At 39.6% G+C, this 18,993-nt stretch carries 16 protein-coding genes, 4 pseudogenes and 1 CRISPR repeat array (1 of these 21 cut by a window edge); of the genes and pseudogenes, 6 read left to right on the top strand and 14 right to left on the bottom strand.

Features of this window, described 5'->3' with window-relative positions; genetic code table 11:
* Positions 1-43: direct repeats of the CRISPR family, unit length 36 nt; unit sequence GTTTCCGTCCCCTCTCGAGGTAATTAGGTTTATATC; it begins 856 nt to the left of the window's first position.
* A 100-nt stretch (positions 44-143) separates the two neighbouring features.
* The 7 genes from cas2 to NSQ85_RS07115 all read right to left on the bottom strand — a co-directional run bounded on the left by cas2 (position 144) and on the right by NSQ85_RS07115 (position 5,046).
* Positions 144-473, bottom strand: a complete 330-nt coding sequence (gene cas2 / locus NSQ85_RS07085) for a CRISPR-associated endonuclease Cas2 (RefSeq protein WP_014608281.1) — start codon at positions 471-473, stop codon at positions 144-146.
* Positions 473-1,477 carry a CRISPR-associated endonuclease Cas1 gene (gene cas1 / locus NSQ85_RS07090; RefSeq protein ID WP_084830621.1) on the bottom strand — a complete coding sequence of 335 codons (1,005 nt, stop codon included), beginning with the start codon at positions 1,475-1,477 and terminating at the stop codon, positions 473-475. The genes cas2 and cas1 overlap by 1 nt, the downstream gene beginning before the upstream one ends.
* 138 nt (positions 1,478-1,615) lie before the next feature.
* A complete protein-coding gene (locus tag NSQ85_RS07095; protein WP_340781494.1) occupies positions 1,616-2,563 on the bottom strand; it encodes a dihydroorotate dehydrogenase in 948 nt (315 codons plus the stop codon).
* A gap of 18 nt (positions 2,564-2,581) precedes the next feature.
* A complete protein-coding gene (locus NSQ85_RS07100) occupies positions 2,582-3,355 on the bottom strand; it encodes a dihydroorotate dehydrogenase electron transfer subunit (protein ID WP_340781496.1) in 774 nt (257 codons plus the stop codon).
* A gap of 270 nt (positions 3,356-3,625) precedes the next feature.
* Positions 3,626-4,174 carry a DJ-1 family glyoxalase III gene (locus NSQ85_RS07105; RefSeq protein ID WP_100262636.1) on the bottom strand — a complete coding sequence of 183 codons (549 nt, stop codon included), beginning with the start codon at positions 4,172-4,174 and terminating at the stop codon, positions 3,626-3,628.
* A gap of 155 nt (positions 4,175-4,329) precedes the next feature.
* The gene (locus NSQ85_RS07110; protein WP_232087377.1) at positions 4,330-4,899 is read right to left on the bottom strand and encodes a TraX family protein; all 570 of its coding nucleotides are present in this window, start codon (positions 4,897-4,899) and stop codon (positions 4,330-4,332) included.
* Positions 4,900-4,902: 3 nt separating this feature from the next.
* A complete protein-coding gene (locus tag NSQ85_RS07115) occupies positions 4,903-5,046 on the bottom strand; it encodes a hypothetical protein (RefSeq protein WP_332068230.1) in 144 nt (47 codons plus the stop codon).
* Between the two features lie 350 nt (positions 5,047-5,396).
* On the opposite strand from NSQ85_RS07115, the gene NSQ85_RS07120 reads away from it, so the two are divergent.
* The 3 genes and pseudogenes from NSQ85_RS07120 (at position 5,397) to NSQ85_RS07130 (ending at position 8,579) form a co-directional block, all read left to right on the top strand.
* On the top strand, positions 5,397-7,055 hold the full coding sequence (locus NSQ85_RS07120; RefSeq protein WP_340781500.1) for an Rqc2 family fibronectin-binding protein: 1,659 nt from the start codon (positions 5,397-5,399) through the stop codon (positions 7,053-7,055).
* Positions 7,056-7,150: 95 nt separating this feature from the next.
* Positions 7,151-7,624: pseudogene (locus tag NSQ85_RS07125) on the top strand (MATE family efflux transporter); the annotation flags it as partial.
* A 319-nt stretch (positions 7,625-7,943) separates the two neighbouring features.
* Entirely contained in the window at positions 7,944-8,579 is a 636-nt protein-coding gene (locus NSQ85_RS07130) for an HAD hydrolase-like protein (RefSeq protein ID WP_011681099.1), read from the top strand.
* 61 nt (positions 8,580-8,640) lie between these two features.
* On the opposite strand, the gene NSQ85_RS07135 is transcribed toward NSQ85_RS07130, so the two are convergent.
* The 6 genes and pseudogenes from NSQ85_RS07135 to NSQ85_RS07160 all read right to left on the bottom strand — a co-directional run bounded on the left by NSQ85_RS07135 (position 8,641) and on the right by NSQ85_RS07160 (position 15,022).
* Positions 8,641-9,405: a nucleoside phosphorylase gene (locus tag NSQ85_RS07135; RefSeq protein WP_002948370.1), complete on the bottom strand. Its 765-nt coding sequence runs from the start codon at positions 9,403-9,405 to the stop codon at positions 8,641-8,643.
* A gap of 426 nt (positions 9,406-9,831) precedes the next feature.
* Positions 9,832-10,203 (bottom strand): hypothetical protein, encoded by a 372-nt coding sequence (locus NSQ85_RS07140; protein WP_179972938.1) that lies wholly within the window; start codon positions 10,201-10,203, stop codon positions 9,832-9,834.
* Positions 10,204-10,664: 461 nt separating this feature from the next.
* Positions 10,665-11,529 (bottom strand): annotated as a pseudogene (locus NSQ85_RS07145) (alpha/beta hydrolase).
* A gap of 256 nt (positions 11,530-11,785) precedes the next feature.
* The gene (locus NSQ85_RS07150) at positions 11,786-12,823 is read right to left on the bottom strand and encodes a zinc-binding dehydrogenase (RefSeq protein WP_179974484.1); all 1,038 of its coding nucleotides are present in this window, start codon (positions 12,821-12,823) and stop codon (positions 11,786-11,788) included.
* Positions 12,824-12,919: 96 nt separating this feature from the next.
* Positions 12,920-14,014, bottom strand: a complete 1,095-nt coding sequence (hemH, locus tag NSQ85_RS07155) for a ferrochelatase (RefSeq protein ID WP_179974483.1) — start codon at positions 14,012-14,014, stop codon at positions 12,920-12,922.
* A 111-nt stretch (positions 14,015-14,125) separates the two neighbouring features.
* On the bottom strand, positions 14,126-15,022 hold the full coding sequence (locus tag NSQ85_RS07160; RefSeq protein WP_065973155.1) for a cation diffusion facilitator family transporter: 897 nt from the start codon (positions 15,020-15,022) through the stop codon (positions 14,126-14,128).
* Between the two features lie 133 nt (positions 15,023-15,155).
* Here NSQ85_RS07160 and NSQ85_RS07165 point away from each other — a divergent pair, with 133 nt between their 5' ends.
* A complete protein-coding gene (locus tag NSQ85_RS07165; protein ID WP_179974482.1) occupies positions 15,156-15,695 on the top strand; it encodes a TetR/AcrR family transcriptional regulator in 540 nt (179 codons plus the stop codon).
* Positions 15,696-16,122: 427 nt separating this feature from the next.
* Here NSQ85_RS07165 and NSQ85_RS07170 read toward each other — a convergent pair.
* Positions 16,123-16,957, bottom strand: a pseudogene (locus NSQ85_RS07170) (SDR family NAD(P)-dependent oxidoreductase).
* Between the two features lie 140 nt (positions 16,958-17,097).
* Here NSQ85_RS07170 and NSQ85_RS07175 point away from each other — a divergent pair.
* Positions 17,098-17,841, top strand: coding sequence for an ABC transporter permease (locus NSQ85_RS07175; RefSeq protein ID WP_179974481.1), 744 nt, complete (start codon positions 17,098-17,100; stop codon positions 17,839-17,841).
* A gap of 216 nt (positions 17,842-18,057) precedes the next feature.
* A pseudogene (locus NSQ85_RS07180) lies at positions 18,058-18,993 on the top strand (ISL3 family transposase); the annotation flags it as partial.

Genomic DNA, 18,993 nt, shown 5'->3' on the forward strand with positions numbered 1-18,993 from the left:
TAAAATAGTTTCCGTCCCCTCTCGAGGTAATTAGGTTTATATCCCCATATCTTGTGCTCTAGGCAGTTGCTAGAGGCACAAGATGTAGGACCTACTGGAAACACTATCTATATTGTACCATATGATTAAAGGTCTATAAAGGCTTAGAAGAAGAGAATGTCATCTAATTTTTCAGCACTATGGTAGGGACTAAAACTAGTCACCTCTTCTTTGGTTGTCACATACACTATTATGCTGTCTTCTTCATCAGCCTTGTAGAAGCCCTCGATATCCTTAAGGAGAGACTGATAATCATTTCTTGACAGGTCGACCTCGAAACAGGATTTTTGCACCCTCACGCCATAACCCTCAAGTAATTTCGAGAGTTTAAGTCTACGTTTGTTACTTCGAATATCATAAATAATCAGACAAAACATGGTTTTTTGTTTGGCAAACTCACGCTCTTCTTCGCTGAGGTTAAAGTAAAGTCCCATTAATGCCCTCCTGTGTAACTTGTCTCATAGAGACTAGGGTCAAGTTCTCTAAAAGCCCTAATCAAACTCTTGATTTGCCTATCTGCTGTATAAAGAAAAGAATAGCGTTTTTTGTCTAACTCAATATACTGATGGACTTCTAATATTCTTGAACGTAAAGCCCGTGCAAAGATTTCTCTGCCTTCATCGGTGAGTATGAAATCTTGATCCTTATTTTCAAAATGACTTAAAAGAAGTTTACCATTTCGTATCAACTCCATAAGCGTATTATCGACGATGATAGGTCTCCATTCTTCCATTAAATCACTGGCCAAGGTCGCATGATGCTGATGATGCTTGTGAATTACCCCAAATCCCAAGCTTAGCCCATTTTTCTTAATCAGCCCCATTAAGCAAGAATATAAGATACTATATCCAAAATTGAGGGCACTGTTAAAACAATCCTCCGCAGGCCGTCTACTCCTACCATTAAAATGAAAGTCATCAGGAACGAGTAAATTCAGATAGTAAAAATAGGATTTCGCAAGGCGACCTTCGTAACCCATAATTTCTGTAATGGAATAAGCTTTCTGAATATCATTGACACTATCTTCAAACCTAGAATAATCTGAGGTATCTAGTAGACCATCCGTATCAAACTCTCTAAGTAAGGCAATCTGGTGCCTCACCTTGGTCGTAGCAATACTCCTCGCAACCTCCAAACGGAAATCCTCTTCAAAATAAGCCTTTGCTTGCAACTCTTGCTTTTGGAATTCGTCCTGCCTGTTGGTTTCAATACTAGAAATAAATTGACCAACATTTGAGAAATAGTAAACATTCACCTTGTTCTTTGACAAGGCTTTGATGAGTTGGGTGGTCAGTTGTGCATTACCAAAAAGTAATACATTATCAACGAGTGAAATGGACACTTCTTTGACAATCTCTTTATTATCATTTTTAATGATAATTCTTTGTTCAGATAAGGACAGGTAATAATTGGACCTTTGAATATATAAATCGCTCATAAGCTACCTCAGAGTATTTTATGACATATATTATATCACCACAATTCTAATCGTCAATATATTCTAATGTCTTATCTAAAAAATGAAGCCCTAACGATAGGACTTCGATTTTTATTTATTGTAAAGAGATTGCTTTCCTTATTTTCCCAACAAGTCTGTTCGAACTTCCTTACGTAAGTCTTCTAGTGTTGTGATGCCATACTTGTCCATGACTTCTGGGAGGCGGTCAATGATTTTAGGGCAGGCATATGGATCTGTAAAGTTGGCTGTTCCAACACCTATGGCTGAGGCACCAGCGATAAACATTTCGATAGCCGCTTCGGCACTGTCTACGCCACCCATACCGATGATTGGAAGGTCTGATGCAAGAGCGACTTGGCGGATGAGTTTAAGGGCTACTGGGAAGACAGCTGGTCCTGACATACCACCTTGACCATTAGCAATGATTGGTTTGCGAGTTGCCAAATCATAGCGTGTACCAACCAAGGTGTTAATCATGGTGAAACCTGTCGCACCGGCATCTTCGACTGCCTTGGCAACACTTGTAATGTCAGCCACGCTTGGTGTCAGTTTAACATAGACGGGCACATCAGAGTGAGAAACACTGGCTTTTACGGCTGCATAGGCAAGTTCTGGTACTTGTCCTATGAGAAGGCCGTTATTGCCATGGTCCACGTTTGGACAGGAGATGTTAAGCTCGATTGCCTTGACGTTACTAGCCTTGGAAATCTTGTGAGAGACTTCTGCATATTCTTCGTTAGAAAATCCAGCCACATTCGCAATAATTGGCAACTCAGGATAATGTTCCTGTAACCATGGGAGTTTTTCAGACAAGACAGCATCAACACCCGGATTTTGCAATCCAATGGCATTAAGCATACCTGATGGTGTCTCTGCCACACGGGGTGTTGGATTCCCAAAACGTGGGTTGGCAGTTGTTGCCTTAATCATGATCGACCCTAGTTTGTCCAAATCATAGTACTTGGCATACTCTTGACCAAAACCAAAGCAACCAGAAGCTGGGATAATGGGATTTTTCAAATCGAGCCCTGGAAGGCTAATAGCTAAACGATTTTCTGATTTCATCTCTGATATGGTTACCTCCTAGACGATGACTTTTCCGGTAGGAAAGACTGGTCCCTCCTCGCAAACACGAAGATTTTTAGTATCCGTTTCTCCTTTAACGTGAACTACACAGGCATAGCACGCCCCCATTCCACAAGCCATACGAGCTTCCATAGAAACATAGGCGTGAGGATGATTTTCAAACTTGCTGTCAACATATTTGAGCATACCTGGAGCTCCGCAACTGTAAACGGCATCTGGTGTCCAGTCGAAGTTATCAATGACTGTTGAAACGTAACCCTTGATACCGTATGAACCGTCGTCAGTCGTCACATAAACATCACCACAAGCCCTGAGTTTATCCTCCAAAATAACGGCATTCTTATTGGCGAAACCAATTACTGATACGACTTCCACTCCCTTAGCCTTCAACTGCTTAGCCGTCTCAACCAAAGGTGGCACGCCAATACCACCACCAACAAGGAGAGCTTTCTGCCCAGCCTCAATAATAGAAATATCAAAACCATTTCCTTGAGGGCCCATGGTATCAATAGTTTGACCGGCTACCATCTTTGAAAGGATAGCTGTCCCCTCACGCTCCACACGATAGACAATGGTTGCCTCTTTTTTATTGTAGTCAATCTCTGAGATGGAAATCGGACGACGAAGGAGCTTGCTTGGGTCTGGCACTTTGAGGTGGACAAACTGACCAAGCTGCATATCCGCAACCATCTCCCCCTTAAGCACCATCTCAAAAATACGAGGTGCAATCTCACGCTGACTCACAATGGTTAAATCTTCAATTAAAATCATGACAACCCTTTCTATACTGCAAAATGTCATCAAAAAAACCTCACCATACGGCAAGGTCGCACAAAAAATCACAGGAGAAACCTGCTGTTTCAATCTGTCCGACCTTTTAAGCCTCTCTGGACTCATTTAAAGGTTATTTTGTGATTATTATAACCATTTTCAAGCGAGATGTCAAAGCAGAAAAGAAAAAACCAAAGCTCTTAAAACTAAGCTAAGGTCTCTCCAGCCTACAACTAGGCCATCTGTTTGATACATGCTCTATTATCAATCTTATTGAAACAGTCTGTCGTAGACCATAGTATGAGCCAACTGCTGACCATCACCGCCCAACAAATCAACCAATGCATAAGCAAACGCTAATGCTGTTCCGGCACCACGGCTAGTCACAATATTGTCATCCACGACCACTACGTCAGTTTGATGATCACCAGATGCAATTTGTTCCTCTACACCTGGGAAACAAGTAAATTTTCGCCCTTCAAGCAGGCCTGCACGTTCGAGAACAATTGGTGCAGCACAGATAGCAGCAACATATTTTCCAGCTTTAGCAACTTCTTGAAGAGAGGCAATCAAGGCTTGGTGATCACGTAGTTTAGTTGAGCCAGGCATGCCGCCAGGGAGAACCACCAAATCATATTCATCTAGATTACCATCAAATACGCCATCCATAGTGACTTGAATCCCATGAGAGCCTGTCACTGATGCACTTTCAAGTCCTAACATGCTACAGTCAAATCCAGCTCGTCGGAAGACATCCACTGGGCTCAAGGCTTCGATTTCTTCAAATCCTTCCGCAAATACTACTGCTACTTTTGTCATGATATACCTCCAATTTAGTTATCACAAGATTCTATTACTCCTTAAATTATAGCAGTTTTAGAAGCAGGAAACAAATTATAAAAATTGGACTTTGAGCACGAAAAAAAAACAGTACAAGGAATGCCAAAGACAGTACAAGGACTGCCTTTGTCTTCTTATCTGAAAAAACTTGCTAAGATCCACAAGAGATAAATATGGGCTGGATAGAATATGTAGAAGAAATTCTTATTGCCACTACCACGCTCACCATTGTAGAAATACATAGGAATCGCAGCGAAGATCATCATCCACTGCACAGTTGTCGGATCAAAGAGATGGGCAATCACTGATATAATAGCTAATACGATAATTTGTACGATACGATTGGTACGGAAAATATAGAATAGCAAACCAAGAATAACCATCATAAAACTACCTTCAGCTATAAGAATACTTGGTACTAGTGATAAGATAAAGGCAACAATCTGAACGACTATTGGGTTTGCATGAGGTGTTTCATTTATACCTGCCAGGTCTACAACTGGAATAGATGACAGAATTGGCAAGAGAAAAACACCAAACCCTTGAATCAACTCCTTGTATGATTTATCGCGAAGCCCCTTAGTCAACAAATCCCAAGAGCAAATAAAAATCCCAGTAATAAAGAAGGTTGAAAAAGCATTGTTCATCAAACCAACATTACCATTATGAAAGACATTACCAATGATGGCGTTGCCAATGGTCATGAACTAACTCATGTAGAGGAGACGTCTGAGGTAGGCCAATCGATCATGAGTATAATGGAAACTATCAGCTGCTAGAAAAAGGAAGATAGGAAAAACCAAACGCCCTAACATAGTTAACCATAGTGGCACTCCCATACCCTCAAACATCTGATGGATGTGATCCAAAAAACATAAGTACAATAGCTAGGCATTTCAAATTAGTCGCATTACATAGCTTTCTAATATTATTCATTATAATACTCCTTAAATTTTCAGCGTATTAAATGATACCATAACTAGAATATAATTCAAAAGAATATTTGAAGAATTTTGATATGTTTTAGCTACTTATGTCATACCATTTTTTATGATAATTTATAATAGATTAAAATAATCAGTTTAGATTATCGACCCTCCCCAAACATTTCTATCGGATTTATGCTATAATGGTTAAGCATTTTATATATTATCACAATTAAAATAACAACCATTACCACTAACAAGAAAGGAACTGCATCATGTCTTTTGACGGCTTTTTTCTTCATCATATGACGGCCGAGTTACGTGAGCAGGTGCTTTACGGGCGTATCCAGAAGGTTAATCAGCCTTTTGAGCGTGAATTGGTGTTGACCATTCGTAACAATCGTCAGAATTACAAGCTTTTGCTTTCGGCTCACCCTGTCTTTGGGCGTATCCAGACAACCAAGGCAGAGTTGCCAAATCCTCAGAATCCAAACACCTATACCATGATTATGCGTAAATACCTTCAGGGAGCTGTTATTCAGGATATCCAGCAGCTGGAAAATGACCGTGTTCTTGAGATTTCCGTGTCTAACAAAAACGAAATTGGTGACAGCGTTAAGGTTACTCTTGTTATGGAAATCATGGGGAAACACTCCAACATTATCCTTATTGACAAGAACGAGAACAAAATCATAGAGTCTATCAAGCACGTTGGTTTCTCGCAAAATAGTTACCGAACTATTTTGCCTGGCTCTACCTACATTGCTCCGCCAAAGACAGATGCTAGGAATCCTTTCGATATTTCAGACGAGAATCTCTTTGAACTCTTACAGACGGAGGATTTATCAGCTAAAAACCTTCAAAAACTCTTCCAAGGGTTGGGTCGTGATACGGCTAATGAATTATCAGCCTTATTAGAGACTGATAAACTCAAGAATTTTCGTGACTTCTTTAATCGTGAGGTCAAACCCAATCTTACGACTAAGGCATTTTCAGCTGTAAGATTCTCAGATAGTCAGGACCAACCTGAGTTTGAGACCTTGTCAGATCTTTTGGACTACTACTACTTGGACAAGGCGGCGCGTGACCGTATGGCTCAACAGGCTAGTGATTTGATCCATCGTGTGCAAAATGAACTGGAAAAAAACAAGAAGAAACTTGTTAAACAAGAAAAAGAGCTTGCTGCTACTGAAAATGCTGAGGAGTTCCGTCAAAAAGGTGAACTTTTAACAACCTTTCTGAGCATGGTACCAAATGACAAGGATAGTGTAGAACTAGACAACTACTATACTGGCGAAAAGATTACCATTCCTCTAAATGTGGCTCTAACGCCTAACCAGAATGCTCAGCGTTACTTCAAGAAATACCAGAAACTCAAGGAAGCTGTTAAGCACTTAACTGGTTTAATTGAAGAAACCAAGCAAACCATTAACTATTTGGAAAGTGTCGAGTTCAGTCTTTCTCAAGCTAACATGGATGAAATCGAAGACATTCGTGAGGAGCTTGTACAAGCTGGCTTTATGAGGCGTCGTTCAACTGACAAACGTCAGAAACGCAAGAAACCTGAACGTTATCTAGCTTCTGATGGCAAGACCATTATCATGGTTGGTCGTAATAACCTGCAAAACGAGGAGTTGACCTTCAAGATGGCTAAAAAGGGGGAGCTCTGGTTCCACGCCAAGGATATTCCAGGTAGTCACGTGGTCATCAAGGACAATCTTAACCCAACCGATGAGGTCAAGACTGATGCGGCAGAACTAGCTGCCTACTACTCTAAGGCTTGTCTATCAAACTTGGTTCAAGTAGATATGATTGATGTTAAGAAACTCAACAAACCAACAGCAGGTAAGCCTGGATTTGTGACTTATACGGGACAAAAAACCTTACGTGTCACACCAACTAAAGAAAAAATTGACAGCATGCGAATGAAATAAATTGAACATTCCACCAACCATTATGTAATGCCTAGTGGTTGTTAATGCTAGTTTAACTGTAATAAAAAAGGAACTTAGTAGGTTCCTTTTTTCATTTGACCTCCCTTGCTGCTGGGTGACGACCTTCACCTCACAGAATTTCGGGGCCCAACAGTTTAAACGTATTGTTGAAGGGTTGAAACAGTAATGCCTTGTCTCTATCATTTGTTCCATTATTGCTTGTGTCCTACTCTATATGACAAGTCCCTTCTTGGCTGGTCTTATTTATGGGTCTGATAATGCTACGATTATCAACAACGCCGACCGCTACTTGCGTATCAGTTCCCTTTTTATCCTATTTTGGGAATACTCTTCATCTTTAGAAATAGTCTCCAGGGGCTAGGTAAAAAACTCACACCATTAACCTCTAGCTTTATTGAGCTTTTTGGTGAAATTCTCTTTGTTATGTTTGTCATTCTTTATATGGGCTATCTTGGCGTTATCCATGTGAACCATTGCTTTGGATTCCTATGACTATTCAGCTCTATTTTTCTTTGAGAAAACACACCAGACGTTTGTTTGTCAGCTAGATCCCTTTTTAGTTTAATTCAATTCCCATTCATCAGCTATTTGTTTCATAATTATTTCTTGCGACACAATGCCAAATCCGAGCATATAAGTTAAATAATCTGCATAGATAGCCTTATTATTTTGAACAGCTTTAAGCTTACTCCAGATAGGTGAGTTTTTAAGTTGGAACATATCATCTGAATTATAGGTTTCGCACGATTGAACTTATAAGTATCATACAGGTAACCAAAATGTTTGAAAGTCTGACTTGTATTGTTTGACTTTGCATTTTGTCCTATCATGATATAATAAACAAATAACATTGTATTGGAGAATCATATGACATTTACACACATTTTCTTCGACCTTGATGGTACTCTTATAGATAGTTCCGAGGGTATCCACAATGGTTTTGTCCAAACCTTTGAAAGACTGGGCCTACCTGTTCCTAGCGACCAAAAAATTCGAACCTTTATGGGACCACCTCTAGAAGTGACATTCAAAGAAGAAATTAGCGAAGAAGGTGCTGCCCAAGCTGTCAAAATTTATCGTGACTATTATGAGACCAAAGGACAGTTTGAAGCTCACCTCTACGACGGTATAAAAGAGGTTCTAGAAAAGCTGAGTCACGATCCAAATAAGAAAATCTATATTACGACTTCCAAAAATGAGCCTACCGCTCTGGAAATGTGCGAGTACCTTGGCATCACTGAGTTTTTTGACGGTATCTATGGGGCCACACCTACTGCTTTCCACAAGGCTGACGTCTTGCAGCGTGCTATCACTGAAAATAATGCGAATAAGGACAGTTCTGTCATTGTTGGTGATACCAAGTTTGATTTGATTGGTGGAAAAACAGTTGGCATCAAAACAATAGCGGTTACCTGGGGATTCGGGACTAACGAAACCTTATTAGCTGAAAATCCAGATTTTGTAGCTGAGACTACCCAAGAACTTTGGGATATTTTGAAATAATAACTTACATCTAAAAAGAGCACGATTATATAGTCATGCTCTTTTTTCTATTGAATTAGGATTACATCTGGACAATGATATCCAGACAAAGCTCTAAAGCCTTATCAAAAGCCTCTGAGCCCCAATCTCGTTGATCGTAATTGTCAATATCTGCAAGGGAATCTGCCGTAAAGAGTAGTAATCCCCAAATAGCTCCTCGAAGTTGAGCAACTGCTGCAAGTGCAGAACATTCCATCTCTACAACACTACAGCCCTCTTCAATACGATAGGAAACCTTATCTGGTGTTTCTCTATAAAAACCATCTGTCGACCAGGTCATGACCTCTTCATAGGGGATTTTCTTTTGTTTTAAAGTTTTCTCAATAGCTTCCAGAGCTTGTTTATTCATGTCTATATAGCGGGATGGCGCAACATAGTGGTAACTCGCTCCTTCATCCCTCAACGCTCTAGTAGGAATCAAAAAAACATTTTCCTTCATGTTTACCAAAACGCCACAAGTTCCAGTTGAAATGATTTGTTTTACGCCATAACCAATTAACCAATCAAGAAATTGTGCAGCTGCAGCTGATCCAACTGGAGCTTGAGCCAAGCAAATCTCCTCCCCATTGTAAGTCATAACAAATATAGGATAAGTTTTGGTCGCGGAGACAAACTCTCCAACTTTATCAGCCTCAACAGCGTTCGCATAGCGTTCAATCTCTTCTTCTAAAAAGGCGTAAATACACCTAGCAGGCAAGTCTAAATCTAAGTCCTCATGTGTCGGCATAATCACAGCCTGAGGACTATCATCAAACTCTAAAATTGGGATTTCATGTTTATGTATCATCTGTTGCCTCCTAAGTTTTAAGAATCATTATATCAAAAATTTAAACTGATTATATGATTTCATAAAATCTATTAGCTTATAATCAAGAAAAATAGATGATTAAATCATAACACCTAAAAAAGACATGAATCTGTTTTAGTCAGAAACATGTCTTATTTGTGTTCTATTCAAGAAAGATTATTTCAATCATCTTTTATTGTCTCACGAAATCTTCTGATGTTAAGAACCTATGCACGATACTCTGAAATAATCTCTCCTATCCAGTTTTTAAAAGGATTGTGAGAATGAAGATTCTTGATAATAACAAATAAATAGAATTTATAACTTTTCTTCATCTCCTCACCTTTAATCATCATCTTCTAGTACTAGATTCTCATCCTCATAAAAAACGACTTTCCCATCTTTTACTTTAAAAGAATAACTGATTTAATCTTGATTCTCATCCTTGGTATTGGAATAAAAGAAATTATATTCACCATTCGGAAGATCACTAGCATCTAACTTTTTAGCCGCATCTTTCATATCTTGTGATTTGACTGTTACCTTTTCATCGATATAAATGACCATCTCAATCAACTCTTTATCAATCAAGGTTTGGTATGAAATTTGATAGTAACCTGCAAAGTCCTTCTTACCTTCTTTGAGATTGTCTGAGGATAAGGTATCCAGATTTTTCTCCTTTTCATCATGACTGAAGTTAGATAGAAAACTAAATGAACTAATAGGAAGACCGAGTTTTTGTTTCTTCAATTGTTTTTTAATTTTCTTCTCAACCTTTTGGACAGATTTCTGCTTCAAAAACGATTCCTTATATTCTGGAACATTGCCATAAGAGTCACTTGATCCTTCTTCATGAATAGCCGTATTTTCTCTAATACTACTTTCTGGTCATCGTTAGTTTTATCAGAATAGGTATAAGTTACGTGGTAAGTTGGTATTTCTAAGGCTGTCCAATATAATTTAGTGATAGTAACCTTACCATGCAGACCCACTTTATTACAATTCTCGACAATAACTCCTCTGACCTTGTTATAATCACTAGACTTCATCTTTCTGAACTCCATCAAAAACAAGGCTGTAAATATTATGAGAAACAAAAGTAAACGATTACATTATCTTATCTTTATTTAACATTCTTTACATGAAATGTCAGATGAAATTGGATTCGTTCTTTTACTTCTCTTCTCTGCCAACCCAATCATTGTATTAAAAAAATCTAGTAGACAGCCTCTACTAGATTTTTTTATATTCTTATCAACTCATTTTCCCCACAAGAAAGCATTTAGAGGCTTATCGACCAAGGTTGTTTCATGGAGTTTACTGTGTTGGCCGTTAAGACCTATGATTTCCTTTTCTTGGTAGGATTTGACATGACCTTTAAGCAGATAGGCTAGGGATTGACTGGATAGATTGGTCACGCGCTCATCACTCTCTTTACCTGTATTGCCATAGATGTTGAGGACTTCAACTTGTCCTTGAGGATAGTTGTCTCCAAGAGACAAGAGCTCCTCATATGACCCGGTCATGCTAGTTGGTTTTCCTTCGCCATCTAGAGAGTTTTCTTCCGGTTCATCCATGCCGATAATCCCGTTAAAGTGACCGGCGATATCCACTTGTTTGACTAGTTTAGGCAGACTGGTATCACTGCCATGCTGGAGCATATAATAGACGATAGCTATATTGCCGTAGGAGTGACCAACCATGTTCATCTCAGTGATTTCGTAGGTATCCTGGAGAGCTTTGACGACAGCGTAGGCATAGTTGCTCTGGTCCTGAGTGCTGGCCCCTCAATTATTGTCAAAATTGACTAGGACAATCGGATTGACCGCATCTTTTTGAATAGTCCCTTTCAGAGTAACGGTCCCATCTTCAGCTACATTGGCTTCGATAATGGTTTGGGTCACGCCAGATTTTTTAGCTGCATTAGCCATGTGTCTTTCCGCATGACTGCTTGAGCTCCCAACCATGGAAAAAGATGGTTGGACGGCTTGATTGAATAAATGTTTTTCTTGCTTCTGCTTTTACGGCCTGCGCTTGGTTTTGGGAAATAAAATACCAAACACCTACACAAACAAGACCAAGTATTGCTAAAAGACTGAAAATAAGAGTTTTTTCTTCATATATACCTTTCTGATTTGCTTTATGTAAGAGCTAAATGGTCATAACTTTTTTACTTGCAATACTGATTACGAACTCATTCATCTTACATGTTTTCCTTAATGAAACGATCCATCTCTTCAAACGGAATCACGTTCACCTGGTCATAAAGGTCTGTGTGACTAGCCCTTTCGACTGTAATCATTTTTTGTCTCCTTTGCAACATATAAAAAGTCTTGGAAACACAGCTCTCTTGCATTACCAAGACTTTTGTATAACTTAACTAATCTAAAACAATCATAGATTTAATAGACTTGCGTTCATCCATATCTTTATAAGCCTGATTAATATCTTCCAATTTATAACTTGTCGTAAAGACTCGGCCTGGATTGATGTCGCCATCAAGAACAGCTTTTAACAAAACTTGTTTATCATAGGTTGTGACAGAGGCTACCCCTCCCGCCACTAAAATATTTTGGGCAAAGGTCGAACCAAGGGAACGGTTATTATAATGAGGCACACCGACAAATCCCATACGACCACCGTTATGGAGGACACCAAGAGCTTGTTCTACTGCTGCTTCAGTACCGACACATTCGAGAGCTGCATCTGCTCCTCCCCCGAGGATTTCACGGACTTTGTCAATGCCTTTTTCGCCACGCTCAGCTACAACCGCAGTCGCACCTGACTCCAAAGCCATCTTTTGACGATCTTCGTGACGGCTCATAAGGACAATTTGAGAAGCCCCACGCATCTTAGATGCAATGACAGCACATTGACCAACAGCCCCATCTCCGATAACGACAACCTTATCACCCTTTTGTACATTAGCCACACGCGCAGCATGGTAACCCGTCGGCATAACATCAGCAAGTGTCAAAAGTGACTTGAGCATGCCTTCGCTATAATCTGAGGGTTGCCCAAGAATTTTGACAAGTGCCCAGTTGGCAAAGTGGAAACGGATATACTCAGCCTGCACGCCCTCAGACCAGTTATTACCTGAGTGGTTATCACAAGAGCCGTCAAAACCAGCTCGACAAGCATCACACTGACCACACCCATGTGTGAAAGGTGCAATGACAAAGTCTCCTGGTTTTACTGTAGTAACTTGCTCACCAACTTCTTCGACAATTCCGATAGCCTCATGACCACTATTTCTATGTCCCTCTTCCATTTCCGGATTACGGTAACTCCAAATGTCAGATCCACAAACGCAAGTACGTACTATCTTGATAATGGCATCATCTGCTGCCACGATTTGCGGGCGATCAATTTCTGCCAGCCCCACTTGTCCAGCTTTGGTATAAACTGCTGATTTCATATATCTACCTCTATTTCTTTAGTTATAGTTAGTATACACTTTTAGGCAAGCTTTAGCTCACATCATGCCCTCCAAATTACTTTCAAACAATAGCAACTAATTATATTTTTTTCCATACTTCTTTTCAAGCATTTTCTTAAATAGATATGGCATCTTGACATTTTCTAGACCTTTTTTAGCAATCAATTTCTTGACGAAATAGGGCATTTGAATATCCTTTTCCTCATCCAAAATCTGACCTGTGCTAGAAGGAGTTTCCAGCTCATCAAAGGTCTCAAGCTGAGGTTGATAGTAACTATAGTCACCGTCTATATGAGACTGAATAGCCGAAAGAAGGGCCTTGATTAAACGAGGATCGCGATTTGGCATGGGAGGTCTGTGATAGGCTACACCTAGCTCTTGGCAAAGTTCCTTACATTCCACATCATTATCAAAAAGAACCTCAATATGCTCACTAATAAAGACAATAGGGACAAAAATATAGTGGTCTGGGTGTTCACGCTCATCTCGTAGATATTCTAAGACATCAGGCTTAATCCAAGGAATACCTATATCACTCTCACTCTGCCAAGTATTAGTGTACTGCTCTTCTCTAAGTCCTAAATCCTCCGCAATCAAGCGACTATTATCATAAATCTGGTCGATATAAGGGTCACCAAAATCTAGTGCCAAAACTGGGACACTGTGAGCTGAAAAAATCACCTTATAACTGTCGTCTCCAATCTGATCTAAAATCTTTCGGATTTCATCAGCCCAATAATGAAGAAGAGAAGGTTCGCGGTACCAGTCCTTGATAATTTGGAACCTAATATGCTCACTTTCTAAAAATTTCTCATATCCCATGACAGAATAGTAAGAATAATGGGGCTCTAAAATCAAGCACAAACATTCTTCAATTCCGTCATTCTCCATCTGTGTAATCACATCTGTAATGAAAGGTCGTGAAAATTTATTGGCAAAGTAAACCGACACTTGTTCTCCAAGAGCAGAAGCAACCAAATCCACCTCTTCTCTGGTTATCCTTTGGAGTGGAGTTCCACCAATTCGGAGGTAATTGTCATGTAAAGTCTGAATTTTATGTGGTTCAGGACGAACACCACGCCGTATATTCGTGAAAAACTCCGCTACTCCTTCATAGGTAATCTCTTCTGGTGACCCAAAGGTCATCATCAACACAGCTCTCTTACTCATAATTAATCCTTGTTCTACATTTGTTCTATTTTATCATGAAAAGGATCACTTTAGGGAACTTGGTATCAAAATAACTCTTAAAGGTAGACTCTAAGAGTTTAAAAACAAACCTTAATGATGGTGTTGCTGCTCACTTTCTGCTTCTAGCTCTTCGATATTTCGCTTGTGAGCTTGGTGGGTTGCCAAGTCTTCATCAACTTCGATGGTGACATTTTGAAAGCCACTCTCTTTGAGCAAGTCTCGGATAGACTCTTTACAGACCTCGATATGTTTGACATGCTCCAGACAAACATGGACAATAGCATTTTTCTCCAAGCCGTCCATGGTCCAAAGATTAAGCTGATTGATACTAGCAACATTATCCAACTGCTCTAAGTCATTCTTAACTTGCTTGATATCTACCCCTTCTGGCACAGCATCCAGGAAAATCTTGAGCGTGCTCCAAAAACGTGGAATGGCTTTGGACAGAATAAAGAAGGAAATAGCAAGAGACAAGAGGGGATCTAGGATATACCAGTCCGTAAATCGGAGGACAATGGCCATCAGGATGACAGCCAACCAACCTAAGGTATCTTCCAAAAAATGCAGGCTGAGAATAGACTCATTCTTGGTCTGACCCTTACGAATGACCAGACTCGCCAGCAGATTAACACTGATAGCAATAATTCCCAACCAAAGAAGCCCTTCGTCATTGACGGGTTGTGGGTGGAAAAGCTTGCTTACATTTTCTAAAATCACCATACCAGACCCTGTCATCAGAATGACTGCCGTTACCAAAGCCCCTAATAAGCTAAAACGCTTGTAGCCTAGGGTATAGCGACTATCTTCTTCACGATTGGAGATTGTTTCTAGAAAGGCCGAGAGGCCAATGGCTAGAGCATCCCCCAAGTCATGGACAGAGTCAGCGAGAACAGCACTGGAAACAAAGATTCCCCCTGCAATAAACTCAACAATGGCAAAGCTTAGATTCAAGAAAAAAGCCAACCAGACTGCATATTTTGAACTCATTTTTTACCTTCCTTTGGTATAATAGATTCACGAACATCATATTCAATATCTATTATCCAATACTACCAACAGAAAGGATAGGGGCAAACCGTTCGCTGTGTACGTTACTGAACAGTTTGTTCATAGTGTCCATATGACTGCACAAGATCGTCGCATTACCAAGACTAGAAAAGCCATCTATCAAGCTTTCTTGTACTTACTTAACCAAAAAGATTATGAGGCCATCACCGTTCAGGAGATTATTGACTTGGCTGATGTGGGGCGTTCGACCTTTTACAGCCATTATGAGAGCAAAGAGTTACTACTGGATGAGCTCTGCCAAAAGCTCTTTCACCATTTGTTTGAGCGTACTCAATACCTCTCTCCACATGACTACCTGACCCATATCTTTCAACATTTCAAGAAAAATCAAGACCATGTAACCAGTCTCTTGCTTTCAAAAAACGATTATTTTATCCGGCAGCTGCGAAAAGAACTGGAACATGACGTCTATCCTATGGTAGCTGATGAACTGATTCAATCACACCCCAACATTCCTCACTCATATCTCAAGCACCTGGTTGTAACCAACTTCATTGAAACCCTGACCTGGTGGTTGAAAAAAGGCAAGTCCTACAGCGAGCAGGAAGTAGTCCAGTTTTATTTGGAGATTTTAAACGTCGCTTCTAACTAAGGTGCGACTTTACATCATGTATCATAGAAAGGAAAACTATGCTCCTCCTCATTCTTCTTGGTATTTTCACAGCTTTCTTATCCCTTGCTTTTGCTCTTCTTCATTTAATGGCCAGTCTTTCAGAATTAAGAAAGCACAAGAATACTCTAGGAAATCGGCTTCTCCTTATCGGAAGCAACCTTGCGACCTTCTCTCATCCTTTACTTCCTTTTGCCGATTGTTGCTTTATTCCTTTGGCTGATCGGAGTTAGCTTGATTTGCTACGGAGCCTATTGGATTGGCAAGCATAAAGGAAATTTCCATCTAGTAGCCCGCTACCTGATTCGGATCGGAATCGCTCTGGTAATTACGATTTTATTAACTCTTGTATAAGAAAAGATCAAGTTTTATTAATGAAAACTTGAGCTTTTTTCTTATATTTATGATATTAAACATTCTGCTTTTCTTTAAACATTTTGACCTTTTCTTGGCAGTAATTCATTAATTTCTGTGTTTTTTCAAATGAGTAGACTTTTTCAGATACCGACTTGACTTTCTTTTCATCAAAGTAGTAGCCAGTCAAGCCACTGACTTCCTCTGATAAGGTGAGATAATAGCCTGTTTCGATTCCCTGATCTAGATCTTTTGAAAGAGACTTCATCAAGCGTCCGAAGAGAGACTTTTCCGTCTTTTTATCACTAGAATTATTCCCTAAGTTGGTTAAAATCAAGCCGAGATGGTAGGCATTAATAGTGGTATTTGAACCTTTTAAAAAGAAATCTCTTGCTAGATAGCGTGTCATCCAAATGGTGTAGAGCTTGGAATTATTGTAGGCCAAACCGGGATTATATTCTTTCTCAAAGCCAAAGTCCAAATCCTTCACTTTCGCAAAATGGTGCATATAGGAAGAGGTATTGATAACAAGGCCATCAGGCAATTTTTCTAACAAGGGGATTAGCTCTGTTATAAAAATATAGGGAACCAGAACGGATAACATGAAAGTTAGTTCGACATTTTCACCACTCGCTTTTCGCTCTTTCCCTGCATACAGACCTGCATTGTTAAATAAGATATCAATCCTTTGAAAGTCTCGCTTGATTTCCTCCACAAATCGATAAACATTATCTAATTTTGAAAAATCAGCCAAGTAGCTAGACACTCTGCCTCTCAAGGAGACTGCCCGAACCTCCTGAGTAGCCAATTCCAGCTTTTGAGGATTGCGACCGTGGAGGATGATATGATAAGCCTTCACTAGACGGTTTCTTTGCTAGATGCTTACCGATACCGTCCGTAGCACCTGTTAGATGTAGGAAGTAATAACGATCGTCAAGATATCACAACACTTGTTGTCAATGATAAAGATCAAAAAACACTTCAAAATTACATCAAACTCAATCATCGTGAAACTGGTCAGAAGCTTGATTTGACTGAAAAAGGCATTATTATCTCAGAGAAATTGGCGGACCTAGCTGGTATTTCTGTAGGTGATGAAGTAACCGTTCAAAATAGCCAGGACAAAGACATCAAACTCAAAGTTGCTGGTATTTCTGAGATGTACATGGGGCACTTCATCTTTATGAACGAATCTACTTATAAGGATGCTTTCGGAAAAGAGGCTAGCCAAAATGCTACGATACTTACACTAAAAGATCATTCAGACAAAAATGTTGAGCAAACAGCCAGTCGATTTATGTCTCTTGATGGTGTAAAAGGGGATGTCCAAAATACTACTCTAAAGGCACAAATCAAGACCATCGTCAACTCACTTAGCCGTGTTATGGGAGTTTTGATTGGTGTTTCTATTCTTCTTGCTTTTGTTGTTCTCTTCAATTTAACGAATATCAATGTGGCAGAGCGTATCCGCGAATTATCAACCATTAAGGTTCTAGGTTTCTTTAATAAAGAAGTGACGCTCTACATCTATCGAGAAACAATTTATCTTTCTATCATTGGTATCTTGGTTGAATTCGGACTTGGTTTGGGACTGCATCAATACATGGTAGATGTTATCCCACCTGAAAATATTATGTTCAATCCAAGTCTTGGCTGGCTCATCTACGCTGTTCCAACACTAGTAATCATTATCATTCTGACAGGTCTGGGTATCTTTGTGAACCAACACCTTAAGAAAGTCAATATGCTCGAGGCTCTAAAATCTGTTGAGTGAGATATGCTATAACTTAATAAATAAAACGGAAGAGTTAGGACCACTTCGTCGTTTTAAAACAAGATACTCCCCTATGTCGAATAGGGGAGTATCTTGGCTCTATAATTTCTGTAGTGGGTAAAACTACTGTAGGGATTATAGAGCTTTTTGAGTGTACACAAAAAGTCCCATAAGAACTATAATGAAAAGCAACCAAACCATCATTAGGAAGAACTTATGAGACTTATTAAGAATAACACAGAATTAATCGGAATCAAAGACCAAAATATCAAGATTTCACTTGTTTTTGAAACTGACACTCATATCGAGATTCAAGCAAAACTTGATTACCCTGCACCATCATGTCTTCATTGCCATGGAAAGATGATCAAGTACGACTTTCAAAAGCCTTCTAAAATCCCTCTTCTCGAGCAAGCGGGAACGCCAACTCTACTACGTCTGAAAAAACGTCGTTTCCAGTGTAAAAGTTGTAGAAGTGTCACGGTAGCTGAGACATCTATCGTTGAGAAAAACTGCCAAATCTCCAATCTAGTCCGACAAAAAGTTACACAACTCCTAACTGAGAAAGTGTCACTAACTGATATTGCAAGAAGACTTCGCGTGTCGACGTCCACTGTCTATCGTAAGCTTGATCAGTTTACTTTCAAGGAACATTATGACAAATTCCCTGCTGTTATGTCCTGGGATGAGTTTGGGTTCAAGAAAGGGGAGTTGGCTTTTGTAGCTCAAAAGTATGAGACAAACGAACTCATAACCATCCTTGATAATCGTCGCCAAACCACTATACGAAACTACTTTTTGAAGTATCCATTGAAAGTCCCGACAACAGGTACAGTTTATCACAATGGATATGTCTGGAGCTTATAATCCACTGGATCGCAAGCTCTTTCCAAACGCAAAAATCGTTCTTGATTGTTTCCACATTATCCAGCACCTTGGTAGAGCATTTTTAAAGACTAGAATTGCAATTATGAACCAGTTCGATAAGAAGTCACTACTCTATCGAACCTTGAAAAATCATTGGCGACTCTTCCAAAAGGACAGCCGTAAACTATCTCTCAACTCTTTTTATTCAAAGACTTTCCGCCAAACTTTAGCACCACATGAAGTTGTTGCGAAGACACTAGTCTTTTCAAAAGAGCTTACTGACTA

This window comes from Streptococcus sp. FSL L8-0526 (assembly GCF_038007145.1).
Taxonomy (GTDB): Bacteria; Bacillota; Bacilli; order Lactobacillales; family Streptococcaceae; genus Streptococcus; species Streptococcus thermophilus.

Bases quoted from the DNA above. Each gene is read 5' to 3' on its own strand.
- NSQ85_RS07095 (WP_340781494.1), bottom strand. From the start codon at position 2,563: ATGAAATCAGAAAATCGTTTAGCTATTAGCCTTCCAGGGCTCGATTTG.
- NSQ85_RS07160 (WP_065973155.1), bottom strand. From the start codon at position 15,022: ATGAGTTCAAAATATGCAGTCTGGTTGGCTTTTTTCTTGAATCTAAGC.
- NSQ85_RS07120 (WP_340781500.1), top strand. From the start codon at position 5,397: ATGTCTTTTGACGGCTTTTTTCTTCATCATATGACGGCCGAGTTACGT.
- NSQ85_RS07135 (WP_002948370.1), bottom strand. From the start codon at position 9,405: ATGATACATAAACATGAAATCCCAATTTTAGAGTTTGATGATAGTCCT.
- NSQ85_RS07115 (WP_332068230.1), bottom strand. From the start codon at position 5,046: ATGTTTGAGGGTATGGGAGTGCCACTATGGTTAACTATGTTAGGGCGT.
- NSQ85_RS07100 (WP_340781496.1), bottom strand. From the start codon at position 3,355: ATGATTTTAATTGAAGATTTAACCATTGTGAGTCAGCGTGAGATTGCA.
- cas2 (WP_014608281.1), bottom strand. From the start codon at position 473: ATGGGACTTTACTTTAACCTCAGCGAAGAAGAGCGTGAGTTTGCCAAA.
- NSQ85_RS07110 (WP_232087377.1), bottom strand. From the start codon at position 4,899: ATGACCATTGGCAACGCCATCATTGGTAATGTCTTTCATAATGGTAAT.
- NSQ85_RS07165 (WP_179974482.1), top strand. From the start codon at position 15,156: ATGACTGCACAAGATCGTCGCATTACCAAGACTAGAAAAGCCATCTAT.
- hemH (WP_179974483.1), bottom strand. From the start codon at position 14,014: ATGAGTAAGAGAGCTGTGTTGATGATGACCTTTGGGTCACCAGAAGAG.
- NSQ85_RS07105 (WP_100262636.1), bottom strand. From the start codon at position 4,174: ATGACAAAAGTAGCAGTAGTATTTGCGGAAGGATTTGAAGAAATCGAA.
- NSQ85_RS07150 (WP_179974484.1), bottom strand. From the start codon at position 12,823: ATGAAATCAGCAGTTTATACCAAAGCTGGACAAGTGGGGCTGGCAGAA.
- NSQ85_RS07130 (WP_011681099.1), top strand. From the start codon at position 7,944: ATGACATTTACACACATTTTCTTCGACCTTGATGGTACTCTTATAGAT.
- cas1 (WP_084830621.1), bottom strand. From the start codon at position 1,477: ATGAGCGATTTATATATTCAAAGGTCCAATTATTACCTGTCCTTATCT.